The sequence below is a fragment of the Rhizobium sp. BR 250 genome (assembly GCF_047445855.1).
Lineage (GTDB): Bacteria > Pseudomonadota > Alphaproteobacteria > Rhizobiales > Rhizobiaceae > Agrobacterium > Agrobacterium tumefaciens_I.
This window is the reverse complement of record NZ_JARWKW010000001.1, coordinates 449,147-475,841: the sequence shown is the minus strand read 5'-3', so window position 1 is coordinate 475,841 and position 26,695 is coordinate 449,147. Positions and strand designations below refer to the sequence as shown.

22 protein-coding genes are annotated in these 26,695 nt (G+C 61.4%); 13 read left to right on the top strand and 9 right to left on the bottom strand.

The window, feature by feature from the left end:
• Nucleotides 1-52 precede the first annotated feature (52 nt).
• Nucleotides 53-6,412 carry an apolipoprotein A-IV repeat region-like domain-containing protein gene (locus QD336_RS02360; protein WP_499169139.1) on the bottom strand — a complete coding sequence of 2,120 codons (6,360 nt, stop codon included), beginning with the start codon at nt 6,410-6,412 and terminating at the stop codon, nt 53-55.
• 477 nt (nt 6,413-6,889) lie between these two features.
• Between QD336_RS02360 and QD336_RS02355 the strand changes: the two genes are divergently transcribed.
• Both QD336_RS02355 and QD336_RS02350 read left to right on the top strand, forming a co-directional pair.
• Nucleotides 6,890-7,258 (top strand): Hpt domain-containing protein, encoded by a 369-nt coding sequence (locus QD336_RS02355; RefSeq protein WP_499169137.1) that lies wholly within the window; start codon nt 6,890-6,892, stop codon nt 7,256-7,258.
• A 130-nt stretch (nt 7,259-7,388) separates the two neighbouring features.
• Nucleotides 7,389-7,709 carry a 2Fe-2S iron-sulfur cluster-binding protein gene (locus QD336_RS02350; protein WP_006312579.1) on the top strand — a complete coding sequence of 107 codons (321 nt, stop codon included), beginning with the start codon at nt 7,389-7,391 and terminating at the stop codon, nt 7,707-7,709.
• Nucleotides 7,710-8,016: 307 nt separating this feature from the next.
• Here the strand turns inward: QD336_RS02350 and QD336_RS02345 are convergent, their stop codons facing one another.
• A complete protein-coding gene (locus QD336_RS02345; RefSeq protein WP_269343650.1) occupies nt 8,017-8,643 on the bottom strand; it encodes a DUF922 domain-containing Zn-dependent protease in 627 nt (208 codons plus the stop codon).
• A 104-nt stretch (nt 8,644-8,747) separates the two neighbouring features.
• Here QD336_RS02345 and folP point away from each other — a divergent pair, with 104 nt between their 5' ends.
• The 3 genes from folP to folK all read left to right on the top strand — a co-directional run bounded on the left by folP (nt 8,748) and on the right by folK (nt 10,572).
• Nucleotides 8,748-9,608, top strand: coding sequence for a dihydropteroate synthase (folP, locus tag QD336_RS02340; protein WP_499169135.1), 861 nt, complete (start codon nt 8,748-8,750; stop codon nt 9,606-9,608).
• Between the two features lie 78 nt (nt 9,609-9,686).
• Nucleotides 9,687-10,052, top strand: coding sequence for a dihydroneopterin aldolase (gene folB / locus QD336_RS02335; protein ID WP_269343646.1), 366 nt, complete (start codon nt 9,687-9,689; stop codon nt 10,050-10,052).
• Complete coding sequence (gene folK / locus QD336_RS02330) at nt 10,045-10,572, top strand: 2-amino-4-hydroxy-6-hydroxymethyldihydropteridine diphosphokinase (RefSeq protein WP_331284194.1); 528 nt, start codon at nt 10,045-10,047, stop codon at nt 10,570-10,572. Before folB ends, folK begins: the two co-directional genes overlap by 8 nt.
• A gap of 14 nt (nt 10,573-10,586) precedes the next feature.
• Here folK and QD336_RS02325 read toward each other — a convergent pair whose 3' ends face one another.
• The 4 genes from QD336_RS02325 to QD336_RS02310 all read right to left on the bottom strand — a co-directional run bounded on the left by QD336_RS02325 (nt 10,587) and on the right by QD336_RS02310 (nt 14,437).
• Nucleotides 10,587-11,147 carry a hypothetical protein gene (locus QD336_RS02325; RefSeq protein WP_269343644.1) on the bottom strand — a complete coding sequence of 187 codons (561 nt, stop codon included), beginning with the start codon at nt 11,145-11,147 and terminating at the stop codon, nt 10,587-10,589.
• A gap of 129 nt (nt 11,148-11,276) precedes the next feature.
• Nucleotides 11,277-12,356 (bottom strand): TIGR01620 family protein, encoded by a 1,080-nt coding sequence (locus QD336_RS02320; RefSeq protein ID WP_499169133.1) that lies wholly within the window; start codon nt 12,354-12,356, stop codon nt 11,277-11,279.
• Complete coding sequence (locus QD336_RS02315) at nt 12,353-13,831, bottom strand: YcjX family GTP-binding protein (protein WP_499169132.1); 1,479 nt, start codon at nt 13,829-13,831, stop codon at nt 12,353-12,355. The genes QD336_RS02320 and QD336_RS02315 overlap by 4 nt, the downstream gene beginning before the upstream one ends.
• 129 nt (nt 13,832-13,960) lie before the next feature.
• On the bottom strand, nt 13,961-14,437 hold the full coding sequence (locus tag QD336_RS02310; RefSeq protein WP_499169261.1) for a SixA phosphatase family protein: 477 nt from the start codon (nt 14,435-14,437) through the stop codon (nt 13,961-13,963).
• A 303-nt stretch (nt 14,438-14,740) separates the two neighbouring features.
• On the opposite strand from QD336_RS02310, the gene dksA reads away from it, so the two are divergent.
• Nucleotides 14,741-15,160, top strand: a complete 420-nt coding sequence (gene dksA, locus QD336_RS02305; RefSeq protein ID WP_003496274.1) for an RNA polymerase-binding protein DksA — start codon at nt 14,741-14,743, stop codon at nt 15,158-15,160.
• Nucleotides 15,161-15,363: 203 nt separating this feature from the next.
• Here the strand turns inward: dksA and QD336_RS02300 are convergent, their stop codons facing one another.
• On the bottom strand, nt 15,364-16,626 hold the full coding sequence (locus tag QD336_RS02300; RefSeq protein ID WP_499169130.1) for a flagellar biosynthetic protein FliO: 1,263 nt from the start codon (nt 16,624-16,626) through the stop codon (nt 15,364-15,366).
• Between the two features lie 233 nt (nt 16,627-16,859).
• Between QD336_RS02300 and QD336_RS02295 the strand changes: the two genes are divergently transcribed.
• The 6 genes from QD336_RS02295 to QD336_RS02270 all read left to right on the top strand — a co-directional run bounded on the left by QD336_RS02295 (nt 16,860) and on the right by QD336_RS02270 (nt 24,225).
• Nucleotides 16,860-17,135, top strand: coding sequence for a hypothetical protein (locus QD336_RS02295; RefSeq protein WP_499169129.1), 276 nt, complete (start codon nt 16,860-16,862; stop codon nt 17,133-17,135).
• 174 nt (nt 17,136-17,309) lie between these two features.
• Nucleotides 17,310-19,898, top strand: a complete 2,589-nt coding sequence (gene cckA / locus QD336_RS02290; RefSeq protein WP_499169128.1) for a cell cycle histidine kinase CckA — start codon at nt 17,310-17,312, stop codon at nt 19,896-19,898.
• Between the two features lie 281 nt (nt 19,899-20,179).
• Entirely contained in the window at nt 20,180-20,536 is a 357-nt protein-coding gene (gene clpS, locus QD336_RS02285) for an ATP-dependent Clp protease adapter ClpS (protein WP_003502541.1), read from the top strand.
• A gap of 10 nt (nt 20,537-20,546) precedes the next feature.
• Nucleotides 20,547-23,057, top strand: a complete 2,511-nt coding sequence (clpA, locus tag QD336_RS02280) for an ATP-dependent Clp protease ATP-binding subunit ClpA (protein WP_269343634.1) — start codon at nt 20,547-20,549, stop codon at nt 23,055-23,057.
• Nucleotides 23,058-23,125: 68 nt separating this feature from the next.
• Nucleotides 23,126-23,884, top strand: coding sequence for an AzlC family ABC transporter permease (locus QD336_RS02275; RefSeq protein ID WP_499169126.1), 759 nt, complete (start codon nt 23,126-23,128; stop codon nt 23,882-23,884).
• On the top strand, nt 23,881-24,225 hold the full coding sequence (locus QD336_RS02270) for an AzlD domain-containing protein (protein WP_269343630.1): 345 nt from the start codon (nt 23,881-23,883) through the stop codon (nt 24,223-24,225). Before QD336_RS02275 ends, QD336_RS02270 begins: the two co-directional genes overlap by 4 nt.
• 17 nt (nt 24,226-24,242) lie before the next feature.
• Here the strand turns inward: QD336_RS02270 and QD336_RS02265 are convergent, their stop codons facing one another.
• The gene (locus tag QD336_RS02265; protein WP_499169259.1) at nt 24,243-25,106 is read right to left on the bottom strand and encodes a LysR substrate-binding domain-containing protein; all 864 of its coding nucleotides are present in this window, start codon (nt 25,104-25,106) and stop codon (nt 24,243-24,245) included.
• A 117-nt stretch (nt 25,107-25,223) separates the two neighbouring features.
• Here QD336_RS02265 and QD336_RS02260 point away from each other — a divergent pair, with 117 nt between their 5' ends.
• On the top strand, nt 25,224-26,075 hold the full coding sequence (locus QD336_RS02260; RefSeq protein WP_499169257.1) for an urea carboxylase-associated family protein: 852 nt from the start codon (nt 25,224-25,226) through the stop codon (nt 26,073-26,075).
• Nucleotides 26,076-26,254: 179 nt separating this feature from the next.
• Here the strand turns inward: QD336_RS02260 and QD336_RS02255 are convergent, their stop codons facing one another.
• The gene (locus QD336_RS02255) at nt 26,255-26,686 is read right to left on the bottom strand and encodes an HIT family protein (RefSeq protein WP_269343628.1); all 432 of its coding nucleotides are present in this window, start codon (nt 26,684-26,686) and stop codon (nt 26,255-26,257) included.
• Nucleotides 26,687-26,695: the final 9 nt, after the last annotated feature.

Sequence of the window (26,695 nt, the reverse complement as noted above, 5' to 3'; positions counted from 1 at the left end):
AAAAGAAAAACCCCGGTCTTGACCGGGGTTTTGTCATTTCAGCATTTGTCGGTCAATTAAACCGGCCCGCCGCATGGGCAAGCATCGTATAGACCTTGCCGGTATCGGAGGTGAGGTAGGACTGGGTGACGGTCCGGTCGCGGTCGGTGCGGGCCACGTCGGCGAGCAGCTTCTCGAAATCGGTGATGTAGCGGTCCACGGCGGTGCGGAATTCCGCTTCGCGCTCGTATTTGCGCTTGATCTCGTCAAATGTCGTCTGGCCCTTCAGCGTGTAGAGACGACGGGTGAAGACGTCGCGCTCGCCGCGCTGGTAGCGGCGCCACAGTTCCACGGAGGCATCGTGATCGATGGCGCGGGCGATATCGACCGAAAGCGAATTCAGCGATTCCACCATGTGCCGGGGATTGCGGGTGTCGGCCGCACGGGTGGGCTGCTGCTCAGTGCTGGCGCGCGGTGTGGATGCAGCCGGCGTCTCCTGGGATGCACCGCGCAGGAGATCGCTGATCCAGCCGCCACCTTCTTCCCGGCGCCCGGCCGGGTTGGTTGCGACCGGCTGTGCCGGCGCGGGTGCCTGACGATTTTCGACTTGGCGGTCGACCTGGCGGTTCTCAAGCGGCAGCGCACCACGCAATGCGGGGGCAGGCTGCGGCTGTGCCGGGCGCTGCTGCACCGGAGCCGCCGCCGCCGGCTGCGGACGCGGCTCGACGCGGCGTTCTGCGACGGGCTGGGTTGCGGCGATGGCACGGGCGACGGGTTCGGACACTTCCATCTGGTGGGTCGAGCGACCGACGAGCTGGGAAATATCCTGCAGGGCCTTGATCTGTTCGGAAACGGCGCGGCGCATGGCGGCTGCACTTTCCTTGGCCTCTTCCGGCAGGTCGAATGCACCGCGCTTCAATTCGGCGCGGGTCGCATCCAGCTCGCGGCGGATATCGTGGCTGGAACGGCGGATTTCGTCCGTCGCACCGGCAAAGCGGCTGACGGCCTCCTCGACGGCCTGGCGCAGCGTTTCCTTGAGGTTGGCTGCCGCGGCGTTAGATTTTTCCGAGGCACTGCCCAGAAGGTTGTCGACTTCGGAGAGCGAGGATTCGACACCGCCGCGCAGGCGGTTGACCAGCTCGTCGGAGTATTTCTGCGCGTCGGAGAGCGTGCTTTCGATCGAGCGGCTGGCATCCTGACCGGCGGAGAGCAGGGCGCCCCGCATGGTCTGTGCCGCCGAGCGGGCACGCTGTTCCGTCTCGTCGAGCGAGCGGCCGATATCGGAGAAGGAGGCCTGCAGATTGTCACGCAGATTACCCGCGACATTCTGCGAACGCTCCTCGGCCTCGTTGAGGGTGTTTTCCACGACGCCGACAACGTTGCGCATGGCGCTTTCGATTTCCTCGGAACGCTTGACAAGGCCGACCGACAGGCTGCGAAGCGCATCCTGGCGCTCTTCCAGCGTGCCGACGAGGCTCGACTGCGCGGCATTGAGCAGTTCCGACGCCTGGCTCAGCACCTTCGAATGTTCCTCGAAGCGTCCGACGATGCCGGCAACCTGGGCCAGCGTCTGACCGGAGATATTCGACAGGCGGTCGATCTTTCCTTCCAGCAGACGGCTGGAGCTGGAGACCATGTCGGCGGCCTGCGAAGCGGATTCGGAGAAACGGGTCGCAGAGGCGTTCAATGCTTCATCGGCCGCGCCGAAGCCCTGTGCGGCGCGCTCTACGGCCGAGTTGAAGTTGGTTGCCGACTGCTCGACGATTTCGGCCATGCTGTTATGGGTCTGTGACAGCATATCCGTGCTCTGCCGGGTGGCTGCGACCAGCTTGTTGGCCGCATCGCTGCCGGCGCGGGCATATTTGTCGATGCCCTGTTCGACGGCATCCGCCATGGCGGTATGGGTCTCGGACAACATGTCGGTGCTCTGGCGCGTGGCGGCAACGAGCTTGCTTGCCGCATCCGTTCCGGCATTGGCGTAGTCGCTGATCGCCTGTTCCACCATGCCGACCATGCCGCTATTGCTCTGCGACAGAAGATCTGCGCTCTGCTGGGCAGCGGAGACGATCTTTTCGGCGGCTTCCCGGCCGATATTGGCATATTCGTCGACGACGGGTTTCGCCTTTTCTTCGATCAGGCGCGACAGTTCGGCAGAACGGCTGGCCAGCATCGAGTTGAGTTCGCGGGTGCGGTTGTCCAGCGCCGAGCGGATGGATTCGCCGCGGGCATCGAGGGCGGATTCCACACCCGTCAGCGTCTCGGAAATGACGCCGACCTGAGAGCGCACGACGGCTTCGGCTTCGGCCACCTTGTTGACGATGATGTTGCCCGCTTCGGAGAAGGTCTGGGCGACGGCGGCGGCCTGACCGGAGAGGCGTGTCTGCGCATCGGAAATGCGGTTGACGATCTCGCCGGAGCGTTCCTCGATGGCCTTGGTGAAGGCCTCGTTCTGCGCCTGCACCTGTTCGGCGAATTCCGAGCCGGACTTGGCGAGCAGGGCAGAGGAGCGAGCCGCTTCATCGCCGATATTCTGGGTGGCGGAGGTGACCGCGCCGCGCAGGCTGACGGCCAGATCGCTCGCCTTGCCTTCGATGGTGCGGTTGACATTGTCGAGGCCGATCGTCAGCGCCCGGTCCATGGTGCCGAGGCGTTCGTCGATACGGGCCGTGCCGGCATCGAAGGTTTCGGCCAGACGGCTGGTGCGGTTTTCGAACGTGTCTGCGACACGCGTCGTCTGCTCGTCCAGAATGCCGGTGATGCGCTCGGCGGCCTCATCGCTGGTGCGGGCGAACACGGCCGTCTTGTCTTCCAGTGCGTCAGCAAAGCGGCGGCCGGCATCCTCGATCGAGGTGTTCACATTGGCCAGATCGCCACCGACGCGTGCCTGCAGCGTATCGAGCGACGTCTCGATACGGGAGCCGGTCTCGTCGAGACGGGCGGTGACATTGCTGATGGAGGTCTCGATTTTGGAGGACAGGGCATCCGTCGCGCCGCCGATTTCGCGGGCGGCTTCGCCGATCTTGACGGCGATGTCGCCGGCGCTGTTGCGAAGGCGCTCTTCCAGCGTTGCGGCACTGCCGTCGATCGCCTTCTGCAACGTGTCCTGCTGGGTTTCGAGCGACAATTCGAGCATGCTGGCGCTGGAGGCGACCGTGGTGCCGATCATCATCGCCTGCTCGGAGAGCATGTCGCCCATCTGGGTCGTGGCGGAGGTGAGCGTGGTGGCGATGTCCGCGTGGCGCTGTTCGAGTGTGGTGCGGATATCCTCGTGAGACTGCGATAGATTGCTTTCGAGGCGCGAGACGCCTTCTTCCACCGTCTGGGCAAAACGGCTGCTGCCGTCCTCCACGACGCTTTCGATGCGGTTGGCGGCACCCGAAACGCTCTGCTCGATCAGGCCGCTATTGCGTTCCAGCGAACCGGCAATGCGTTCGGCCTGCGAGCCGAGCATGGTTTCCAACCGCTCGTGGCCGCTGGCAAGGGCGTTTTCAAGCGTAAAGGCGGTCGCCTCGAGGCGCTGGCCGACGCCGGCAGCGGCGAGCGAAAGCGACGAGGCCCTCGCATCCATCGCCTCGGCGATCCGCTCTTCGACGCCCGAAATCGTCATGTCGAGCGCCACGGTGCGGCTGTCGAGTGCGTCCGCGATGCGCTCCTCCGCGCTGGAGACAATGCCCGAAAGGGCCGAAGTGCGGCTGTCGAGCGCGCTCGCGATGCGGTCCTCGACGCCGGAAACGGCACTGTGCAGGGCCGCGGTGCGACCGTCGAGAATATCGGCGATCTTTTCTTCCACACCGGAGAAGCTCATGTCGAGCGCCATGGTGCGGCTGTCCAGCACATCGGTGATCCGCTCTTCCGCGCCGGAAACGACGGTCTTCAGCGAATCCGTACGGCTGTCGAGCGCGCCGGCAATGCGGGTCTCGGCGCCTGCAACCAGCTCGCCAAGGGCTGCGGTGCGGGTATCGAGCGCTTCGGTGATTTTTTCCTCGGCGCCGGAGAAGGCCATGTCGAGCGCCATGGTGCGGCTGTCGAGTGCATCGGCAATGCGCTCTTCGGCACCCGAAACCACGGCGTTGAGGGCTGCGGTGCGGCCATCGAGCGTTTCGGCGATACGGGTTTCGGCACCGGCAACCACGTCGCCGAAGGTGGCCGTGCGGCTGTCGAGCGCGCCGGCGATCTTTTCTTCGGCACTTGCAACAATGCCGGTAAGGGCGGAGGTGCGGTTGTCGAGCGTCTCGGAAAGGCGTTCCTCGACATTGGCGAAGGTCATGTCGAGAGACAGCGTGCGGCTGTCCATGGTGTCGGCAATGCGTTCCTCGACGCCGGAAATCGCGCTGGAGAGAGCGGCGGTGCGGCCGTCAAGCGTATCGGCGATACGGCTCTCTGCACCGGCGACGACGTCGTGCAGGGCGGCCGTGCGGCTTTCCAGCGTGTCGGAGATACGGTCCTCGATGCCGGATACCGCGCCGGTGATGGCGGCGGCCCGGGTTTCGAGCGTTTCGGCAAGGCGACGCTCGACATCGGCGACGACGCTGTTGATCGCGGCTGCGCGTTCATCGAGCATGGCGGCAAGACGCTCGGCTGTGCCGGAGACGGAGCCGGTAATCGCCATCGAACGGCTGGCGAGCGCCTCGTCGAAACGGTTCTGGCTGGCCGAAAGCGCGCCGAACAGGGCATTGCTGCGTTCCGCCAGCACGGCGTCGATCTTTTCGTGCGAGTTGGCGAAGGCATCGGTGATTTCGGCGGTGCGCTGGCCGATGGCGTCGCTGAAGGCCTGTGTCCGGCTTTCAAGCGCACTTTCCAGCATTTCCTGACCCGTTCCCAGCGCAGTTGCGAGCGCCAGCGACTGATCGGTCATGGTGGTGCCGATGCGCTCCAAACCGGCGCTCAGCATGGTGTCGAGCGCTTCGGAGCCGCCGGCAACGGTTTCGTTGATGCGGGCGAGGCTCTCCATCAGCTTGCTGTCGAGGCTGCCGGCGCGCTGGTCGAAGGCGCTGGCAAACTGCGCCACATGCTCGTCGAAGGCAGAGTTGACCTGCCCGACCGTCGCCTGCATGCGCTCTTCATAGAGGCCGGAGCGAAGATCGAGATCCATGATCGCATCGTCGGCCGTGCTCTGCAGGCTCTGGCGGAAGGAGAGGCCCTTTTCTTCAAGCGTAGTCGAAAGCTTGTCGAGAACCGTATCCAGCGAGCCGCCGATGACCTGCTGGCCACGTTCGATATTGCGGTTAAGTTCCAGCGAGCGGTTGGACAGCGTTTCGTTAAGCTGGCGGGTGCGTTCCTCAAGCGCGCTGTTGAGGCTTTCCACGCCGCTATCCAGCGTCGACGCGTGGATCGCGAAACGCTCCAGCAGCACTTCACCGCGCTCGTCCAGCGTCGAGGTGAGATTGTGCAGGCGCATGTCGAATTCGTTTGATATCGTCGAGCCGGAGGAGTTCAGCGCCTGAAGCAGGTTTTCTGTCTTGGCGGCGATCAGGCTGCCCATTGCTTCGGTCGAAGCGCGCGATTTTTCGAGCAGCGCGGCAGAACGCGTGTCGATCATCGAGGCAAAAGCCTCGCCTGTCGTGGCAATCCGCATCGAAAGCTCTTCGCCGACGATGGAAAGCTCTTCCTTGATCTGTTCCTGCGCGCCGACGATGGAGGAGCGGATGCGCTCGGCATGGTTGACGATGGCGTCGCGCTCGGCGGTCAGTTCCTGCACGAGGCTGCGCACGCGCAGTTCGTTGTCGGCGTAGCTGCGCTCAAGCGCGTTGACTTCGGAATGTACGAGGGTCTCGAGTTCCGTCGCACGGGCAATGGTGCGCTCGATACCGTCATTCATGGCGGAGACTTCGCGGCGAACCGCCTGGCCGACGGACATGATGCGGTCGGACGCCACCGTTTCCGGCTCCGCAAGGCGAAGGGCAACTTCGGCCATGGAGCGGGCGGCATTGCGCAGATCGCGGGCGCGCGCCATCATGATCGCGAAGGCGAAGAACAGCATGACGGGAACGAGGATGCCGACGACGATCGCCATCAGCCCGGGGATGGCGGTGAGATCGGCGAGCGAGCCGATGTTCCACAGCGCATTGCCGTAAAGAAGATGTGCGATGCCAAGGCCGCCGAGCGCCCAGATCACCGACATGATCGTGGCGTTGCGCAATGCGCCGCCGATGGAGCCGCCTTCCAGCGATTTCAGGATCATGGCCGGGCTGCGCTTGGAGCCGTCATTGGCGGCTTCGAGATTGGGCGATCTGGGCGTCTGTTCGGCAGGCGCGCGGGCGGCCTCGGGAGCAGGGGTCTGTCTGCTTGCTTCCTTCACTCTGGCCTCCGGCTGCTTCGGCGCTGCAGTTTTCCGCGATTCCGGCTTTTCTTCGAAAGCGCCAAGCTGCAAGGCATCTTCCAATGCCTGGAATGCAGTCTCGTCGACAGAGTCGCTGATCTTGTTATTCGCCATGCGGTTACGCCTCGTTACACATACGCCCGGCTTCATGCCGTTGACCCACTTGCGATCAGCAAGCGGACTGCCGCCATCATGCCAACGAAACTTTTCCCTCAAGAGAGAACAGTTCCGCCATTTACCAAATCCCGAATTGCTGGTGGTCCAGCTTTCGGGCGAAATTACATCACTGTGCCGCAATAACAAAGCTTGAGCTTAAGCCCTGCGAGAACGGCAGTACCGTAGTGACACATTTAGGTGTTCGAAACAATTAATGCGGATTTACGACGGCAGCGAAGTGTCGGCTTTTTAACAGTTTTTAAACCTGAGTTTCACGCTGAACGCCTTGTTTCGCATAAGTTTAACATAAATTAACCATAGCAGAAGATTTTCGCCTGCGTCACGCCGTAATTTAAGCCGATAGCAGCCGCCAGCATGCGTGAATACGACACATATGTGACACGAAACAGGAAACGGTGAGACAGGATTCCAGCCATGGCAGCGGTCAGTATTGTTTTCGAAGCTCCCGATAATTACGGCGGCGCACCTGCCGTCAGCAAGAAGCCAATCGATTTCGATCATCTTGCACAGCAGACGATGGGCGACAAGGATCTGGAAATCGAGGTGCTGCAGCTGTTCAGCCGCAGCGCCCGCGCAGCCCTGCATGAAATGGCGGGCGCGGACAACAAGACCGTCATGGCCACGGCCCACCGTCTGAAGGGATCGGCACAGGCCGTCGGCGCTTCCGCCGTTTCTTCGGCCGCAGCAGCGGTGGAGGAGAAGGGCAATGACAGCGCGCTGATTGCAAAACTCGCGGCGACCATAGTCGAAGCTGAAAATTTCATCCTCAAGCTCTGCCGCTGAGGCGAAAGCCATCAAATTTGCCATTTTGCAAGGCCGGTTCAGCCTGTGCGTCCCCGAAGCGGGTTGCCAAGGCGGGTCGGCCTTTCTATGTGTTTAGAACAATTCTCAGATCACATTTTGGATTTCCGGCATGACAAAACTCACCATCGTTGCCTTTGACGGCACGCCTCATGAACTCGACGTGAGCAACGGTTCCACCGTCATGGAGAATGCGGTGCGCAACTCCGTTCCCGGCATTGATGCGGAATGCGGCGGCGCCTGCGCCTGTGCCACCTGCCACGTCTATGTTGACGATGCCTGGGCAGAGCGCGTCGGCGGACCCGAGCCGATGGAAGAGGACATGCTGGATTTCGCCTTCGAAGTGCGCCCCACTTCGCGGCTTTCCTGTCAGATCAAGATGAATGACGAGCTGGACGGCCTCGTCGTGCATGTTCCCGAACGTCAGGGCTGAGAACTTTCGGCATTGTCCCGCGCAGAAAAAGCCCCGCTCACCTGGTAGTGGGGAGCGGGGCGAGGCGGGTACGCAGCATGCAGGCGAGGGAGGAAACACCTGCGAGCCCTCAAGTGCGCACCGGGAGAACCGGAGGCGGTTGCAACCGCCGGACCCGCCGTGGGCCGCAACCATTTCAAACCGTATGAACAAGCTACAATGAGTCTTGCCGGCCGCACCATGACGAGAATTCACGGGTGATATCGGACATGACGTTACGTCATGTCCCTGTTGTTGCTTGGGATTTGGAAGGGGTAGCCAACAAGCGTCAGCGGCGGTTCTGACCCTGTTCCAGCCGGTTCTTTAAAAGCCTTGTCATGCGGGTATCGAAGTTTCTCGATTCCACCACATCGAAGCGCAACTGATCGCGATCGTGCTCATCCATCACCGTCTGGGTGATCTTGCCGACCATTTCCTGCAGCGTCTCGCAGTTTTTTTGCGGGCGAAGGCCCGTTAGCTGCCTTTCGAGCGAGCGGGCATGGGTGCGGGCGATTTCCGCGTGACGTTCCTCGTGGCGCTTGATGTCGGCAAGCAGCGTATCCCAGATGAAGGCCAGTTCCGCCGAGGTGCGGCGGCGGTTTTTCCATTGCGGCAGGAGAATGCGGGTGTTGAGCAACACCTTGGCCGTGCCGACGCTGCACAGGCCGTTTTTCTCGACATAGGTGAGTTCACCGCCGAACTTGATTTCGGTCGCACCGGGATGGCGCGCGCCGGTATTGCGGGTCAGCGGGCCATGCTTGGAAAGCTGCTGGTCGAGATCGGCTGCGGTTTTGCCGCCGATCGAAAAATAGGAATAGGTCTTGCGGACGATGGTTTCGGAAAAAGCCGGTCCGGACAGGGAAAGGGCCAATGCGCCTGCAAAAACGGCGCAGAGAGCGCGTGATGATTTGGTCATGACCCGGCCTTCCGGTTGAACTTGAAAAAGGTTTGCTGCATAGGCGGAGCGGAACTTATAAGAATTGGCATAACACTCCGTTATTCCCGAAAGGCGCGTGTTACGTGATAACAGTCGGCAGCAACGCGTGGCAAGCGGCCCATGGCCGCTCCCTGAAACTTGATGGGCGTGGCCGTATTATGGCCATCGTCAATGCAACGCCTGATTCCTTTTCCGATGGCGGCCGTTATCTTGCCGTCGATGCGGCTTTTTCCCATGCGCTGACCTGCGTGGAGGAGGGCGCCGACATCATCGATATCGGCGGCGAATCCACGCGGCCGGGTGCGGCGGCGGTCACGGGTGCGGAGGAGCAGGACCGGGTGCTGCCGGTCATTGAAAAATTGCGCCGCGAGACCGATGTGCTGATTTCCGTCGATACCTATCGCGCTTCGACGGCAAGGCTGGCGATCAGTGCCGGCGCCCATATCGTCAATGACGTCTTCGGGCTGCAACAGGATGGGGAAATGGCGGGCGTGGTCGCCTCCACCCGCGCGGGTGTCTGCGTCATGCATACCGGCCGCGACCGGCAGAAGCTTGCCGATGTCATCAAGGACCAGTTCGAATTCCTCAATCGCTCACTTGAGATCGCCGAGGATGCGGGAATTGCCCGCGATGCCGTCGTGCTCGATCCCGGTTTCGGCTTTGCCAAGGACGAAAGCGAAAATGTCGAGCTGATGGCACGTTTCGGCGAACTTGCCGCTTTCGGCCTGCCGGTTCTTGCCGGCACGTCGCGCAAGCGTTTCATCGGGTCGCTGACGGGCAGGGATGTTGCGGAGGAACGCGATATCGGAACGGCAGCGACCACCGCAATCCTGAGGCTCGCGGGTGCTTCGATTTTTCGCGTGCATAATGTCGCCGCGACCCGTGATGCACTGGCTATTGCCGATGCGGTTCTTGCCAAAGCGTCGGCAAAGGCCGATGCGTAGATCAACGAGTGCCGGAATGCCGTGTCCTGAAGATGGCGCGGCTTTCAGGCGAAACAGTCCTGCCATGGAGGCGATGCGATGAGCCGCTATACCATCATCCTGAAAAACTGTTCCTTTTTCGCCCGTCATGGCCTTCTCGAGCAGGAGGAGGTGCTGGGTCAGCGCTTTTTCGTCGATGCCGAGATGGAAGTCGAGGCCGGTGATGCGCTGGAAACCGACGATATCGAAAACACCGTCGATTATGGCGTGGCTTTCGCCGTCATCGAAAAAAGTGTTGTCGGGCAGCGCCGTTATCTCATCGAGGCGCTGGCGAATGATATCGCCAAGGCGCTTCGCGCGCGTTATCCGCAGATCGTCTGGCTGCGCATCACGGTGCGCAAGCCATCCGCGCCGGTTCCGGGCATTCTCGACTATGCGCAGGTGAGCGTTGAGCACCATGCCTGAGAAAATGACCGTCGCCGCGTTGGGCCTCGGAGGCAATATCGGCGATCCCGCCGCCGCCATGGCGCGGGCATTGCGCGAACTCGACGGGCATGGCGATTGCCGGGTGCTGGCCGTTTCCGGCCTTTACCGCACGCCGCCCTGGGGCAAGACGGATCAGGCGGATTTCTTCAATTGCTGCGCGCTGGTAGAAACCTCGCTTTCAGCGCCCGCGCTGCTGCAACTGTGCCTCGATATCGAAAAGGGCATGAAGCGGGTGCGGACGGAGCGCTGGGGCCCGCGCACCATCGATATCGATGTGTTGACCTATGGGAATGAGGTTCTCGTTACGGAAAGCATCGAAGTGCCGCATCCGCGCATGACGGAACGGGCGTTCGTGCTGATGCCGCTCGCCGACATCGCCCCTGACCTCGAGGTCAAGGGTAAGCCCGTGCGGGAATGGCTTCAGCAGGTGGACAGGAGCGGCATTGTCCGCGCAAATGAAAAGCGGGAGTGGTGGACACTCCCGCTCGGTGATGGCTGAGAAGATTACGGCTTTTACGGTTTGATCGAGCCGACGGCGATCTGGTCGATATCACGGGCCAGCGTGACGCCGATCACCGGGATCATCTGATCGGCGACCTTGACCGAAATGGTGATGTTCATGGAATTGTCGTTCGAAACGCGGGCAACCATGGCGCCGTTGAGCTTGGCGCGGTTGATGCCAACGACGACCTTGTCACCGCTCACCTGACCGGAAGTGATGTCAAGACCCTTGCCGGCGGCGCCATCGAGGAACTTGCCTTCGTAGCTGCTGCCGTTCTGGGTGATGACGGCGGACATGGGTTGACTGAAGACACCGACGCGGCAGGTGCCGCCGAGCTTGATGCCGGTCTGCTTGTCGTCGAGCGGTTCGCCCGTCAGGTCGCAGGTGAATTTGGTGCCCTTGTATTTGCCGGCGACGATTTCGCCCGGACCCTTCCAAACTCCGGCCACGGAACGGAAGAAGACGTCGTCGCGATCGCGCGATGCGGCATGGACGTCAGACATGCCGAAGCCGCCGCTGACGGACAAAATGGCGGCAAGTCCGCCCACAAGCGAAAAGAAGCGCGAATACATGATACTTTCCCCGGCGAAGAAGCCTGTTCGATAGGCTGCAATCTACCGGCGGAATGGTTAATGCTTGGTTTATTTCACTCTCATTTGCGGCTTCGTCCGTAACCTTTTGAACCGTCCGAGCCCGGCAAATCAGGCTTTCTCATCGCTTTTTCCACCGCTTAAATCGGGCGTGAGATCGGACATGAAGTCGCCGATGCCCGGCCGCTTCACGGCCCTGAACGGCAGCGGACGGCAAAGATCCATCGCCGCAATGCCGATTCGCGCCGTCATCAGCCCGTTGATGACACCTTCGCCGAGACGGGCGGAGAGTTTCGAGGCGAGACCGTGGCCGAGGACCTGCTGGGCAAGCCCGTCGCCGACGGCAATCGACCCCGTGACGGCCAGATGGGCAATGACATCGCGCAGCAGCTTCAGCATGCCGAGCGTGCCGGGGCGGCCGCCATAAAGCTCCGCCATGGCGCGCACCAGCCGCGTCACTTCAAACAGCACATAAGCAAGATCGACCACCGCGCGCGGGCTCACCGCAGTGACGACGGAGACACGCTTGGAGGAATTGAGAATGAGGGCACGGGCCTGCCGGTCGAGCGGCACCAGCAACTCGCGTTCGGCAAGCTCGATCAGATGCGGCCCGTCGATGACGTCGTTTTCGGTTTCCTTCAGCGCCGCGCGGCCCTTGGCCGTTTCGGCCTGGTGCGAAAGGACGGCATTGAGGCGGGTGACGATGGCACGGGCGGGTTTCGGGCTCTTGTCGAGGCTCGCCTTCTCGGCGTCTGCCTTGAGCGACTGCACGGCATTGAGCCGCATGATGCCGAAGACTTCGCGACCAACAAGGGCAAGAACCGCAAAGAGCGCCACGATGAGCGCGATCGTCGCCGTGTAACCCAGCCAGTCGGAGCGGGAGAAGAGATCGCGGATAAGCTGATCCGCCCAGAGCCCGAAGGCGAGCGAGAACAGGACGCCCAATGCGCCGAGCGCGAGCTTGCCGAAAGAGAATCGGCTTTTCTTCGGCGTCGCGACCGGTAATGCGGCGGCGTCGATCTCTTCAGGCGCCAGAAACGGATCATCCTCGTCGGGCGTCAGCGAAATCTCGGCATCGAAGCTGCGCGGCGCACGTTTTTGCGTGGCGGACGGACGTGCCGTCTCCTCGGTCTCGAGCATGAAAGCCGCGGGACGGCGCGTCTTCGGGTCGTTTTGTGTGGGAGCCTTCATGCGAGCTTGTCTCCGAACAGGAACTGCATGGCGCGGTCGAGCCTGATATGGGGAACGGAAAGCCGGATGCCGCCGCTTCCCGGCTCGTCAATATTGGGCGGACGGAAACGCACGACATTGACATCGGGCAGCGATGCCTTGTCGCCATCCCTGTCGATGCTGCGAAACAGCGGTTCCGGATCATCCGGCAGGTCACCGGGGAAGATCGCGGTCTTGCGATTGCCGTCGAAGGTCTCGCCATTGATGGTTTCACCGGCCATCGGTGTGCCGACGATAACCGGCAGTTCGTGGCCGTCCTGGCGCACGCTGGCCTCTCTGGTGGCGCGCACGGAGGCGAGCGCCATGACCTCGATGCCGGCGCCATTCATGCCGATGGTGGTGATGGCGCGGTCCACCAGACGGCGGGTCAGGCGCTCCAGCCGGTCATGGCTTTCATGGTGCAGGTGGTCGGCCTTGGTGGCGGCGATCAGCACCTTGTCGATGCGTCGGCCAATCAGCGACGACAGCAGGCTGTTGGTGCCGGGGCGGAAACAGGCAAGAACATCGCCCAGCGCCCGCTCCAGATCCTGCACGGCCTCCGGGCCGCGATTGACGGCCTGCAGCGTGTCTATCAGCACGATCTGCCGGTCGAGCCGGGCAAAATGTTCGCGGAAGAAGGGTTTCACCACGATCGATTTATAGGCGTCGTATCGCCGTTCCATCATGGCGCGAAGTGAGCCTTTTGGCGCTTTCTCGTCGGTCAGGTCCGGAAGCGGCGCGAAGGTCAGCGCCGGTGATCCTTCGAGATCGCCCGGCATCAGGAAGCGCCCCGGTGGCAGGGTGGAGAGCGACCTTTCGTCGGATTTGCACGCCTTCAGATAGGCCGCGAAACTTTCCGCCAGACGACGCGCCGTCATTTCATCGGCGGGTGCATTGATATCGAGCGAAGAGGAGATCGCCAGCCACTCCTGCGCGAGCTCGGCGCGGATGCCGGTTCCGGCCAGTGCAACGGTCGCATCGCTGAACTGCTTGTAGTCCTGCGACAGCAGCGGCAGGTCGAGCAGCCATTCGCCGGGATAGTCGACGATATCGATGGAAAGCTTGCCGGCCGAAAACCATCGGCCCCAGCCGCTGGCACTCTGATAATCCAGCGTGATCCGAAGTTCCGAGATCGCCCGTGTCGAATCCGGCCAGAGCCTGTCGCGCACCAGTGCCTGGATATGGTCTTCATACTGGAAGCGGGGAATGGCGTCGTCCGGCTGCGGCTCCAGGCGCACATTCGAGACGCGGCCGGATCGCATGGCCTCGAACAGCGGCAACCGACCGCCATTCAGGAGGTTATGCACGAGGGAGGAGATGAAAACCGTCTTGCCCGCCCGCGAAAGGCCGGTGACGCCAAGCCGCAATGTCGGATGGGTGAGGTTGCTCGCACGGTCGGCCAGATTATCGAAAGCGATAAGCGCGCTGTCTGTCAGGGACGTAAGAGAAGGCGGCAATGGCAGTTTCCTGGCTGTGTTTCACGGTCACGGCTGCATATAGGAAGTTGCGGCTGCCCAAAAAAGAAGCGTGCCGGCGGATTTTCAGCGTGGCTGCTTGCCCGGCATCCTTGTTGAGCGCTGCGGCGATTATTTGCCCGGTGCGAGGAAATCGACCAGCCGCCAGCGGTTTTTGCCATTCGTGGCGCCGTCGTCGTGGTCGAGAACCGCAAGGCCGGATGTGGGGAAACCCGAGGGCAGGGCGGCGTGCAGCAGATCCTCGCCGATCATCGCCTCCAGCGTCGCCTCCATGGTGGGATTGTGTCCCACCAGCATGACCGATTGCACGTCCGTCTGCGCGGCGATGAGGGAAAGATAGGTCTCGCTGCGCGCATTATACATCTCATCGACGTAGAAGACGTCTATGCCTTCGTTGAAGGCCCGCTTCCAGGCCTGTGTCGTCTGCCGGCAGCGCGCAGCCGTGGAAGACAGGAGAACGTCGGGGCGGTAGCGCCGGTCGGCGGCAAGGTCGGCGATGATCTCCGCCTCGGCAAAACCGGCCTCGTTCAATCCCCGGTCGAAATCGCGTTCTCCCGGCGCCGCCCAGGCGGCCTTGGCGTGGCGCAGAAGATAAACTCGGCTGAGGGGAGAAGCTGTCAAGGGCAGGGACCGGCGTTCGAAACTCTAGGGCACGGCCTGAATGCTACAGGATAGGATCACGGGACCGCAAGTCCTCTTTCCTGTTGGCAAGTCGCACTTAAGTGATCGAAGAAGAGATCGCTCCTACGCCAATAACGGATAAAAATTAGTCATTTAGATGATTTTTGTGTCAGTTTTAAAAATGCCTGAAAACTGATCTGTAGACTTGAACCGGCCTATATCATTGGAGTATACACCGCCGCATTGAGATGTTCTTCGAGGAGAATCGCGTTGAGTGAGAAGATCGATCTTAGCAAATATGTACTCTCGGAAGACGACGAGTTCATGAATGCCAGCCAGCGTGCCTACTTCCGCGCGAAGCTGGTCGCCTGGAAAAATGACATCCTGAGAGAAGCGCGCGAGACCCTCGGACATCTCGCCGAAGAAAGCGCCAATCACCCCGATCTCGCCGATCGGGCCTCCTCCGAAACAGACCGGGCGATCGAATTGCGCGCCCGCGACCGTCAGCGCAAGCTGATCTCGAAGATCGATGCAGCCCTTCAGCGGATCGAAGACGGCACCTACGGTTATTGCGAGGAAACGGGCGAGCCCATCGGCCTCAAGCGTCTGGACGCCCGCCCGATCGCAACGCTTTCCATCGAGGCGCAGGAGCGTCACGAGCGTCGCGAAAAAGTCTACCGCGACGAATAAGGCGTTTCGGCCAGCAGGCCGGAAAACCGCATCACCATTTAAAAAAGGGCGCGGAAACAATTTCCGTGCCCTTTTTGCTGTCCTGATCCCGTCGCCGGAACCCACGTCCCTGGAACGTCTCCGGGAAAAGTGGCCCCCGGCTTCCCGTCCGGAAATGCGACGACATGGAGTTGGCGTGTCGTCGCATTTCGAGGGGAAACGCTCTAGCTGTCGCGGGTGACGGAAAGCTCTCCGAAAATACGCGCCATTTCCTTCTGTACGTCACCATCCGGTGAGGCGCCGGTGACGGGCGGCGAGACGGGCTGCGCCTTGGCCTGTTTTTCGCCGGCAGGGGCGATTGACGGCTCATTATCCGCTTCCTTGCTTTTGGCGATCTCCGCCTCAAGAAAGCTTTCGAAATCGCTCGCCAGTTCGTCGGAAAATTTCGGCTCGGCGTCGTTGGTGGCCATGGCCGGATTTTCAGGCTTCGGCGCGAAGGCGGCGGGCGGCGTATTCTGTCCGGGCGTCAGGCCGGGAAGAACCCGCTCCCGCGCGGCATCGAGGAAATCGGCAGCGATGGATTGGTCGATCACCGGCTCGCGTGCGGTAAAGACCGGCGGCGCAAACTCGGACGACCGTTCTTCCGCCGCCCTTGCCTGCACAGGCGCCTGGACGGTCTGGGCAGGGACGATGGGCGGCGCCACGGGCGCCGGGGCGGATGCCGCAGGCTCGGAACGCTTCAGCTCGGGCCGTTCCGCAGCCATGTCGAGCGTTGCGGCGGCAGCGGGCAAAATGGCGGCAGCCGGGGCGGCGACAGCCACCGGTATCGGTGGCGGCGCGGGGCGTGCGGTTTCCCGCTCGGGTGCCGCCGGTCTTGCCGGGGGAACGGGTTCACGCGCCGTTACGGGCGCAGCGGCGGGTTGCGGCGGCGTCGACGGACGGGGCGGCGGCGTAACCGTTGCGGAGACCGGGGCAGGGCGCGGAGCCGGGGCAGGAGGCTCAGGCCGCTGCGGCTGCTTCACGGGTTCTTCGGCGATGGAAACGGGTGCTGCGGCTGGAACCGGCGGCTGTTGCTGCGGCAGGGCGGCGCGACGTTCCTGGTGAATCGGCGGCTCGGCTCTTTTCTGCTCGCTTTCCTGGCGCGGCAGCGCCTTCAATTCCGGCTCCTGCACGTCCCTGACGATGGGGATCGCACCGATACCGCTTTCGATGACGATATCGGTCGGGCCGCCGATCATGACCAGATGTTCGACATTGTCGCGGCGCACCAACACCAGACGGCGGCGGGCATCCACGGCCGTCGCATCGAGAACCTGCAGGCGCGGCTGGCGGTTGCGGCCGCCGCGAATAAAGGGAGCCGAACCGTTGCGCCTGCGCAGAAGCCACAAAGCGATCGCCAGAACGAGAAGCGCCACACCCACACCGACGACGGCGACGATGAGATTGTTTCCATAGGTGCCGATAAAATCTTCCATCATGGAGATCATCCCTTCAGATTTTTTGGCTTTTAGTTTCTTGGGCAATTAATATTGCCGTGGTTCCTATAACGTGAACATCAAGCAGGAAAAGACGATTTTTTTGGGCGCGATACAAGGTTTATTCATTTCGCCCCACAGGATCGCCGTATCAACCGGACGACGCCACCAAAACACCATATCCCGTCCTTCAATGCTGAAAGACAGGGAAAGTTGCAATTCTTTCGCCTCAGGAGCGCTCATAAATGATCAGGGCATTGCGTGTTGGCAGGTCTCCTGCATCCTGTCTCTTTGCCGCGGTTTTTTTGTTGCTGCCGGCTTTCGTTTTTCCGTATCAGGCTGCGGCAGATGACAAGGCGCCCCAAAACGCCGCCACCATGGCGGAATTCGTGCGAGACAATCCGTCCTGCCTTGATTTCACGGACGGATGCTCGGTTTGCACCGTCACCGATGGCAAGATCATTTGTTCCGCGCCACGCATTCAATGCCAGGTGAAGGAGCTGACCTGCACCCGGCAGTGATCTTTCAACGCCTTTATACACCTTTCAGGCCGTTTTCGCTGTGCGTTTTTAAGCCTTTGTGTCGTGGCGGAGCTTTTTGACGGTCAAGTGAGTTGCTACAAGAAATTCTGCTGCCCGATTCCGTCGACGGAATAAGGCTGACCGAATGACGACCTGCACGACTGCGAGGCCAAGATGACACGGGTGCGCGAGACAAGCGACAACGACCTTCCGCTGGTGGACAGGCGTGCCCGTTCCGGCACGGTCTTGCGCATTCTGCTTCTGGCGCTGGTGCTGATCGCGGCGGCCGCCGCCTTCGTTTATTTCAAGGATTCGCTGGAAAACGAAATCGTGCTCGGCATCCTCGGCGTGCTGGCCATGATGGGCATCTTTTTTCTGGTCTCGTCGATCATCGGTTTCATCGAGGTCATGCCGCAATCGCAATCGGACGGGCTTGCCCGCCGGTTTCTCTCGGCCCATCCCGACGGCACGCTGATCACCGACGCCAAGGGGCATATGATCTATGCCAACGCCACCTATTGCCGCATGAGCGGCACCACCAGGGCGAGCGACATACAGAGCCTCGAGACGCTTTTGTCGCGCAGCCGGGAATCGACCGAAGCGCTGTACCGGCTCATCAACGTGCTGCGCGAGGGCCGTGACGGTTACGAGGAATTCCGGCTGCTGAAGCCGCTCGGAGAGGATTCCGGCACAGGGCCGCATTGGTACAGGCTGAAGGGCCGGGTGCTGAAGGATGCGGGCGGCGAGGGGCTGCACGTTTTCCAGATCGCCGATATCACGCCGGAGCGCGAGGATCAGGAACGCTTCTTCCGCGAATTGCAGAATGCCATCGATTATCTCGATCACGCGCCGGCCGGTTTCTTTTCCGCCGGCCGCAAGGGCGAGATCGTTTATCTGAACGCCACCCTTTCCGAATGGCTCGGCATCGATCTGGCGCAGTTTTCGCCGGGCTCGATGACCATTTCGGATATCGTCGCCGGCGAAGGCATGGCGCTGATCGAATCGGTGCATCCCCAGGGCACGGCCAAGCGCACCGAAATCCTCGATCTCGACATGCGCCGGGTGAACGGCCAGAGCATGCCGGCCCGTCTCGTGCATCAGGTCACCGCAAGGGATGGTGCGCCGGGTGAGAGCCGGACGATTGTCTTGATGCGCCCGAAGGGGCAGGAGGACACGGAATCCTCCTCCGCCATGCGCTTCACGCGCTTCTTCAACAATACGCCGATGGCGATCGCCTCGCTTGACGGCGAAGGCCGCATCCTGCGCATCAACGCGCCCTTCCTGAAATTGTTCTCCGGCGTTGTCGGGCGTGATGATATCGACCGCGGCGTGGCGCTCGAAACCGTTATCCACGACAATGAGAAGCCGCGGCTTGAACAGGCGCTGGCCGAGGCCAAGGATCGCCAGGGCGATATTGCGCCCTTCGATTCCCGCCATCCGAGCGACGAGGGCCGGCACTTCCGTTTCTACGTCAACGCCGTCATCGACCAGGACGACGAGGCACCAGAAGAGGTGGCGATCGTTTATGCCATCGAGGTGACAGAGCAGAAGGCGCTCGAGACCCAGATGGCGCAGACCCAGAAGATGAATGCGGTGGGTACGCTTGCGGGCGGCATCGCCCATGACTTCAACAACGTTCTCACCGCCATCCTGCTGTCGTCCGACCATCTGCTGCTGCAGGCGCGGCCCGCCGATCCGAGCTTTGCCGATCTCATGGAGATCAAGCGCAACGCCAACCGCGCCGCCGTGCTGGTGCGCCAGCTTCTCGCTTTCTCGCGCAAGCAGACGATGCGTCCGGCCGTCCTCAACCTGACGGATGTTATCGGCGATCTGCGCATGCTGGTGGACCGGTTGATTTCCGGCACCAATGTCAAGCTGGAGGTCGATTACGGCCGCGATCTCTGGCCGGTGAAGACCGATCTTTCGCAATTCGAGCAGGTGCTCATCAATCTCTGCGTCAATGCGCGTGACGCCATGCCGGATGGTGGCAAGATCACCATCCGGACGCGCAACGTCGATGCGGAGGAAGTCGCCGCGCTTGGCCGACCCGAATTCCCGGCCGAAGACATGGTCATGGTGGAAGTCGCCGATAACGGCACCGGCATTCCGCCCGAGATCATGGACAAGATTTTCGAGCCCTTCTTCACCACCAAGGAAGTCGGCAAGGGCACGGGCCTTGGTCTGTCCATGGTCTATGGCATCGTCAAGCAGTCGGGCGGCTACATCTATCCCGAATCGGAAATGGGCAAGGGAACGGCCTTCCGTATTTACCTGCCGCGCCATGTCGTGGAGGCCGTTCAGGCCAACGGACAGCAGTCCGGCGAGGCGGCGCTTGCTCCGGTCGTCGCGGCCGAGCCGGTGAAGGAAGAACCGCTGGACCTCACCGGCAAATCTGCCGTCGTGCTCCTTGTGGAAGACGAGGAGGCGGTGCGGCGCGGCGGCAAGCGCATGCTGGAAACCCGCGGCTACACCGTGCATGAGGCTGGCTCCGGCACCGAGGCGCTGGAGGTAATGGAGGAGCTGGAAGGCAAGGTCGATATCGTCGTCTCCGACGTCGTGATGCCGGAAATGGACGGCCCGTCGCTGCTGCGAGAATTGCGCAAGTCCTATCCGGACCTGAAATTCATCTTCGTTTCGGGTTATGCCGAGGATGCTTTCGCGAAAAACCTGCCGGCGGACGCCAAGTTCGGCTTCCTGCCAAAACCGTTCTCGCTGAAGCAGCTCGCCATCGCCGTTCGCGAAATGCTCGACGACAAGGAGTAGGGCTGGCGGCGGCGAACGGGATTCGCCTGCGCCATGACCTGCCCCTGCGTTTATGTCCGGGCTGAAATGTGCCGTTCCTGCCGGTTCGTCTCTCCTTGCGCCGCGTACAGCCTCCGCAACCGTACTTTTCCCGAGGTTTGCCTCTTCGCAAACGCAATAGTGATTGCACCGTTTCGCAAGGGGCTTAAAATCGCGTCTTAACGACCTAGATATGAAGAGGCGAAGTTCTCCCTCCTGGCAAAGAACTGTCGGTTTGAGAACAGTTTGGAGAATGATGAAAGATGATCGCTAAGCCGATCTACATGCAGGGCGAGGGCGAAGGGGAAGACGGGGGCGGCACCAACCGCGGAACGTCTGTTATCACCCGCGTCAAGCCAAAGACGAAAAGACCGAATTTGTACCGTGTTCTTTTACTGAATGACGACTACACTCCCATGGAATTCGTCATCCATATTCTGGAACGGTTTTTCCAGAAGGATCGCGAAGCGGCAACCCGCATCATGCTGCACGTGCACCAGCACGGCGTGGGCGAATGCGGGGTGTTTACATATGAGGTCGCAGAGACGAAAGTAAGCCAGGTCATGGATTTCGCCCGACAGCACCAGCATCCGCTGCAATGCGTCATGGAAAAGAAATGAGGATCGCAACGTGCCAACTTTTTCCCCAAGTCTCGAGAAGGCGCTGCACCAGGCACTGACCTTTGCAAATGAGCGTCACCACGAATATGCGACGCTCGAACATCTCCTTCTGGCGCTGATCGACGACGCGGATGCCGCCGCCGTGATGGCTGCCTGCAATGTCGATCTCGATGCGCTGCGCAAGACCGTCAGCGACTATGTCGACAATGAACTGACCAACCTCGTCACCGGTTACGACGAGGATTCCAAACCCACATCCGGCTTCCAGCGCGTCATCCAGCGGGCGGTCATCCATGTTCAGTCATCCGGCCGCGAGGAAGTGACCGGCGCGAACGTGCTCGTCGCCATTTTCGCCGAGCGTGAAAGCCATGCCGCCTATTTCCTGCAGGAACAGGAAATGACCCGGTATGACGCGGTCAATTACATCTCCCACGGCATCGGCAAGCGCCCGGGCACGTCGCAGACGCGTGCGCCGCGGGGTGCCGATGAGCCGGAAAGCGAAAACAAGGCGAGCCGCAGCAATCCCGAGGAAGATGGATCTTCCGCCAAGAAGCAGCAGGATGCGCTGAAAGCCTATTGCGTCAACCTCAATGAAAAGGCGAAAAACGGCAAGATCGATCCGCTGATCGGCCGTCATGACGAGGTCAACCGCACGATCCAGATTCTTTGCCGCCGCTCCAAGAATAACCCGCTTTATGTGGGCGATCCTGGCGTAGGCAAGACGGCGATCGCCGAAGGTCTGGCCAAGCGCATCGTCGAGGGCAAGGTGCCGGAGGCTCTCGCCAATGACACGATCTTCTCGCTCGATATGGGCACGCTGCTTGCCGGAACCCGCTATCGCGGTGATTTCGAAGAACGCCTGAAGCAGGTCGTCAAGGAACTCGAGGAGTTTCCGGGCGCGGTTCTGTTCATCGATGAAATCCACACCGTCATCGGTGCCGGCGCCACCTCCGGCGGCGCAATGGATGCATCGAACCTCCTGAAGCCGGCGCTGTCCTCGGGTGCGATCCGCTGCATCGGTTCGACCACCTACAAGGAATATCGCCAGTTCTTCGAGAAGGACCGCGCGCTTGTGCGTCGTTTCCAGAAGATCGACGTCAACGAACCGTCCATCGATGACGCCATCGCCATCATGAAGGGCCTGAAGCCCTATTTCGAGGATTACCATCACCTCAGATATTCCAATGAGGCGATCAAGGCTGCCGTCGAGCTGTCGGCCCGCTACATCTCCGACCGCAAGCTGCCGGACAAGGCGATCGACGTGATCGACGAGACCGGTGCGGCGCAGATGCTGCTGCCGGCGTCCAAGCGCCGCAAGCTGATCACCGAACGGGAAATCGAGGCCACCATCGCAACGATGGCCCGCATTCCTCCGAAGACGGTCTCCAAGGACGACGAGATGGTTCTCGCCAATCTCGAAAAGGAACTGCGCTCGGTCGTTTATGGTCAGGACATCGCCATCGAGGCGCTGGCCACCGCCATCAAGCTGGCGCGTGCGGGCCTGCGCGAACCGAACAAGCCGATCGGCTCTTACGTCTTCTCCGGCCCCACGGGCGTGGGCAAGACGGAAGTGGCCAAGCAGCTTGCCGCCTCGCTTGGCGTCGAGATGCTGCGCTTCGACATGTCGGAATATATGGAACGGCATACCGTGTCGCGCCTGCTCGGCGCACCTCCCGGTTATGTCGGCTTCGATCAGGGCGGCCTCCTCACCGATGGCGTCGACCAGCATCCACATTCCGTGGTGCTGCTGGACGAAATCGAGAAGGCGCATCCGGATATCTACAACATCCTGTTGCAGGTGATGGACCACGGCTCGCTGACCGACCATAACGGCAAGAAGATCGACTTCCGCAACGTCATCCTCATCATGACGACCAATGCGGGTGCGTCCGAAATGGCGAAATCGGCGATCGGTTTCGGCTCTTCGCGGCGCACGGGTGAGGATGAAGAGGCGATCAACCGCCTGTTCACGCCGGAATTCCGCAACCGTCTGGATGCGATCATTCCGTTCTCGCCGCTGCCGACCGCCGTTATCCACAAGGTCGTGCAGAAGTTCGTCATGCAGCTGGAAACCCAGCTCTCCGAGCGCAACGTCACCTTCGATCTGCATGAAGATGCGATCTCCTGGCTGGCGGAGAAGGGTTACGACGAAAAGATGGGCGCTCGCCCGCTGTCGCGCGTGATCCAGGAGAACATCAAGAAGCCGCTCGCCAATGAAATCCTCTTTGGCAAGCTGAAGAAGGGCGGCGTCGTCAGCGTCACCGTCGGCAAGAAGGATGACGGCTCCGACGGTTTGATCCTTGAAGTTCTGCCGGAGACCGCACCCGTGAAGCCGCAGCCGGAAGCCGAGCTGAAGGCGGCGAAATCGCCGGGCAAGGCAAAGGCCAAAGCAAAACCGGCCTCGAAGGCGGCGAAGGCCAATGAGGATGCGGATGTTCTTGTTGCCGAGGCGGACAAGGCGGACGAGGACAAGCCGCGCCGCAAGACCAACACGGTGCCGAAGGTGCCGAAGAAGAAATAACCCTGGTGTTTCACCAATAAACCGATGCCGGGCGAAAGCCCGGCATTTTCATGCATAGTGGAAGCCGAATGCAAACTGCCGATAGCGATACCATCCCCCTCAGCGGCTGGTTCTTCCGGGGAATGCGGGGCATATTTTCGCTACCCTCGCTCATTCTCATGACATCTTTTGTCGGTTTCAGCGCCTTTGCGCTGGAGTCGGGTGTCGCGCGTGGCGAAGCGGTGTTCATGACGCTGGTGATCTGGGCCCTGCCGGCCAAGATGATCCTGATCGGCTCGATGGTCGGCGGCGCCAACCTTGCCGCCTGCTTTTTGGCGGTCACCCTGTCTTCGGTCCGGATGATGCCGATGGTCGCCTCCATCGTTCCGGAAATGCGCGGTGCGAAGACGCCGACATGGATCTTGCTGTTTCTCTCTCATTTCGTCGCGATCACGGCCTGGGTTTTTGCCACGCAGAATCTCTCCAAGGTGCCGCGTGAAGCGCGCGCCGCCTGGTTTGCCGGTTTCGGCATCACGCTCACCGTCGTTAATGCCATCATTGTCGGCCTGTGTTACGGTGTTGTCGCTGCCTTTCCGCCGCTCGTTGCGGGTGTGCTGTTCTTCCTGACGCCGGTTTATTTCATCGCATCCATCTGGGCCTCGGCCCGTCATTCCGTTGTCAAAGTCGCCTTCGTCATCGGCGTCATCGCCGGACCGGCCTTTGCGGTGATCGCGCCGGAATTCGACATTCTTTATGCCGGCATCGGCGGCGGGACGGTGGCTTATCTCATTGACCGCTTCGTTTTCCGCCGCAGGATCAAACCCGTTTCACCGGAGAGTGAACCATGATGAGCGAGAACTGGTGGGCGCCCTATCTCTTCATCGCCATTGCTGGCTGGCTGGCGACCGACTTCTGGCGCTGGCTCGGTGTGCTTGCCGGCAACCGGCTGAAGGAGGATTCCGAGGCGCTTTATTGGGTGCGGGCGGTTGCCACAGCACTCGTCATGGCCGTCACTGCGAAACTCATCGTCTTTCCGACCGGAACGCTGGAAGCTTCGCCGATGTGGCTGCGCATCGGTGCGGCTTCGCTTGGTTTCATCGCATTCCTGATGGCGGGCCAGCGCGTCATCGTCGGGGTGGCGGTTCCGATCCTGCTCCTGGCCGGTGGGCTGTTTGGGCTCGGTTTCTAACGCCGGCTGATTCGATGTCAGAGATCGCTTCGGTGTGCCTCCGCCACCAGCCAATCCGCAAGAAGCCGGGCCGGCGCACTCATCTCTTCTGCCTCCATCAGCCAGTAATATTTTTCCGTATCGGCGGCGCGCTCGAAAAGCACGGTCAGTTGGCCATTGGCAATTTCATCGCGCAAAAGCGCCGTCGGGCAAAGGCCGATTCCTTGTCCCGCCTTGAGGGCGGTCACGAGCAGGTTGAAATCCGCAAAAACGGGGCCGGCGCCATCCGGCAGGGACAGGCCTTCGGCTGCGAACCAGTCCCGCCATGCCGCCTCGGTGTCGTCATGCAGCAGTTCCGCCTGCAGCAGGCTGGCAACCTCATCGAAAGGGCCGAACTCGGCGGCGTAGCCCGGTGCGCAGGTCGGGCGTGTCTCGGCACTGAAAAGCGCCACGGCATTTTTACCGGAAGCCACCCCATGCCCTATGGTCAGGTCGGCCGACTTTGCCTGATGCGCCCCGGAATAGCTGATTGATACCTGTATGTCGGGATGCAGCGCCCGGAAGCGCGGCAGGCGGGGTGTGAGAAAATACGTCACCACCGAGGGCAGGCTGGCAAGCCGGACAGTCTTGCGTTCGCGGCCCTTACGGATGCGTTCCGCGCCGGAAGCGATCTGCCGCAGGCTGGCCGAAACCGTGCCGCCGAATTCCTTTCCGGCCGGGGTGAGTGTCACGCCTCTCGCGTGCCGTTCGAAAAGCGGAACGCCGAGCCATGCTTCCAGATTGCGCACATGCTGGCTCACGGCGGTCGCCGTCATGCCCAGTTCCTGCGCGGCCAAAGAAAAACTCGTTCTTCTGGCGGCGGCTTCGAAAGCGCGGAGGGTGGCGAGCGGCGGAAGCGTCATGATCGCAAGGGTAAGTGAGGCTTGGGCTGAGCGCAAGAAAAACCCGTCTTGTCAGATAGGCCTTCATGCCGCAATTTCGCAGCGATATTTCATCGCTCCGAGGATTTCATGCCCGCCATGCCCCCAATGCCCAATGCCGAACCCGTGGATGCCGCCACGCGCCGAGCCGTCCGTCCCGTCGTTGTCTACCCGAACGGCACGCTGGAGGTGCCGGACCTTGCAAGGCTGCAAAGGGCCAGGGAGGGCATGGAAAAGATCGACGAGGTCATCGTACCGCCGCGCGACGGCCGCAGCTTTCATGTGCCGAAGGGGCATTTCTTCCGCATCGTCAGCATCGAAGGGCCGCAGGTCGGAGATTTGAACCTGTGGAACGCCCATGATCTGAGCGAGCGCTTTTTCAGCGGCAAGACCCGCGCGCTGCATGCCACCCATGTATCCGTCGGCAACCGGCTGTGGAGCAATCTGCCATCCCTGCGGCCGATGGCGACCATCACCCATGATACGCTGTCATGGTATGGCTTCGACGAGGATGGCGGCGGTGTGCATGACGTGATCGGCACACGCTGCGATCCCTATACCAACAAGCTGTTGAGTGGCGGCGATTATCACCATTGCTGCCATTCGAACCTTACGAATGCGCTTGCTTCGGCCAAGGGCCTGTCGTTCCGCGAGGTCGAGCCGCATGCGCATGATGTACTGAATGTCTTCATGTGCACGGGTTTCACCCGCGATACACATCAATATTTCATGAAGGCAAGCCCGGTGCGGCCCGGGGACTATCTGGAGTTTTTTGCGGAAATCGATCTCATCGGCGCGCTTTCCGCCTGCCCGGGCGGTGATTGCAGCGCCACGCATTCGAGCGATACGGCGGCCTGTTATCCGCTGAAGGTGGAAATCTTCCGGCCGGATATGACGGTGCTCGAAGGCTGGCCGTGGCCGGAGAGGAACGCGTACCGTCCTGTCGAGTGATAAAAACACCATTGTCGTCATGACGGACTAGATCCGGTATCCAGCCACGGCGCGTCTGCGCCGTGAAAGAGTCTCCTGCGATCAAGGACCTGATCGCGCTGAACCCCGGATCAGGTCCGGGGTGACGGCCTGCGGATGCCGTGGTCCTGCTGCCAAACGCCCATGCGTCTTGACGCTCTTCACGAAGCGAGCGCCGCCCTAATCTTCTCCGCGTGGGCTTTCAATACTTCGCCATCGGCCATCACGCCGGAATGCGGCTTCAGCGGCTCGCCTTCCTTGCGCGGAATGACATGGAAATGCAGGTGGAACACGGTCTGGCCGGCCGCCGGTTCGTTGAACTGGGCGACAAAGACACCATCTGCATCAAAGGCTTCCTTCGCCGCGACGGCGAGTTTCTGCACGACGGGAATGGTCCTCGCCAGCACTTCCGGGTCGGCATCCAGCAGGTTGCGGGAGCCGGTTTTCGGAACGACGAGCAGATGGCCGGGGGCCTGCGGCATCACATCCATGAAGGCCAGCGTGTGTTCGTCCTCGTAAAGCTTGTGGCTCGGAATTTCGCCGCGCAGGATTTTCGCGAAGATATTGTTGTCGTCATAGGCGCTGGCCGTCATCGTGGTCTC

What these genes read in the sequence shown, in the direction of transcription:
- folK (WP_331284194.1), top strand. Translation starts at nt 10,045, where the DNA reads ATGCCTGAGAAAATGACCGTCGCCGCGTTGGGCCTCGGAGGCAATATC.
- QD336_RS02255 (WP_269343628.1), bottom strand. Translation starts at nt 26,686, where the DNA reads ATGACGGCCAGCGCCTATGACGACAACAATATCTTCGCGAAAATCCTG.
- QD336_RS02295 (WP_499169129.1), top strand. Translation starts at nt 16,860, where the DNA reads ATGATCAGGGCATTGCGTGTTGGCAGGTCTCCTGCATCCTGTCTCTTT.
- QD336_RS02355 (WP_499169137.1), top strand. Translation starts at nt 6,890, where the DNA reads ATGGCAGCGGTCAGTATTGTTTTCGAAGCTCCCGATAATTACGGCGGC.
- cckA (WP_499169128.1), top strand. Translation starts at nt 17,310, where the DNA reads ATGACACGGGTGCGCGAGACAAGCGACAACGACCTTCCGCTGGTGGAC.
- QD336_RS02300 (WP_499169130.1), bottom strand. Translation starts at nt 16,626, where the DNA reads ATGATCTCCATGATGGAAGATTTTATCGGCACCTATGGAAACAATCTC.
- QD336_RS02265 (WP_499169259.1), bottom strand. Translation starts at nt 25,106, where the DNA reads ATGACGCTTCCGCCGCTCGCCACCCTCCGCGCTTTCGAAGCCGCCGCC.
- QD336_RS02260 (WP_499169257.1), top strand. Translation starts at nt 25,224, where the DNA reads ATGCCCCCAATGCCCAATGCCGAACCCGTGGATGCCGCCACGCGCCGA.
- QD336_RS02270 (WP_269343630.1), top strand. Translation starts at nt 23,881, where the DNA reads ATGATGAGCGAGAACTGGTGGGCGCCCTATCTCTTCATCGCCATTGCT.
- clpS (WP_003502541.1), top strand. Translation starts at nt 20,180, where the DNA reads ATGATCGCTAAGCCGATCTACATGCAGGGCGAGGGCGAAGGGGAAGAC.
- QD336_RS02350 (WP_006312579.1), top strand. Translation starts at nt 7,389, where the DNA reads ATGACAAAACTCACCATCGTTGCCTTTGACGGCACGCCTCATGAACTC.
- QD336_RS02275 (WP_499169126.1), top strand. Translation starts at nt 23,126, where the DNA reads ATGCAAACTGCCGATAGCGATACCATCCCCCTCAGCGGCTGGTTCTTC.
- QD336_RS02345 (WP_269343650.1), bottom strand. Translation starts at nt 8,643, where the DNA reads ATGACCAAATCATCACGCGCTCTCTGCGCCGTTTTTGCAGGCGCATTG.
- QD336_RS02325 (WP_269343644.1), bottom strand. Translation starts at nt 11,147, where the DNA reads ATGTATTCGCGCTTCTTTTCGCTTGTGGGCGGACTTGCCGCCATTTTG.
- QD336_RS02360 (WP_499169139.1), bottom strand. Translation starts at nt 6,412, where the DNA reads ATGGCGAATAACAAGATCAGCGACTCTGTCGACGAGACTGCATTCCAG.
- QD336_RS02320 (WP_499169133.1), bottom strand. Translation starts at nt 12,356, where the DNA reads ATGAAGGCTCCCACACAAAACGACCCGAAGACGCGCCGTCCCGCGGCT.
- folB (WP_269343646.1), top strand. Translation starts at nt 9,687, where the DNA reads ATGAGCCGCTATACCATCATCCTGAAAAACTGTTCCTTTTTCGCCCGT.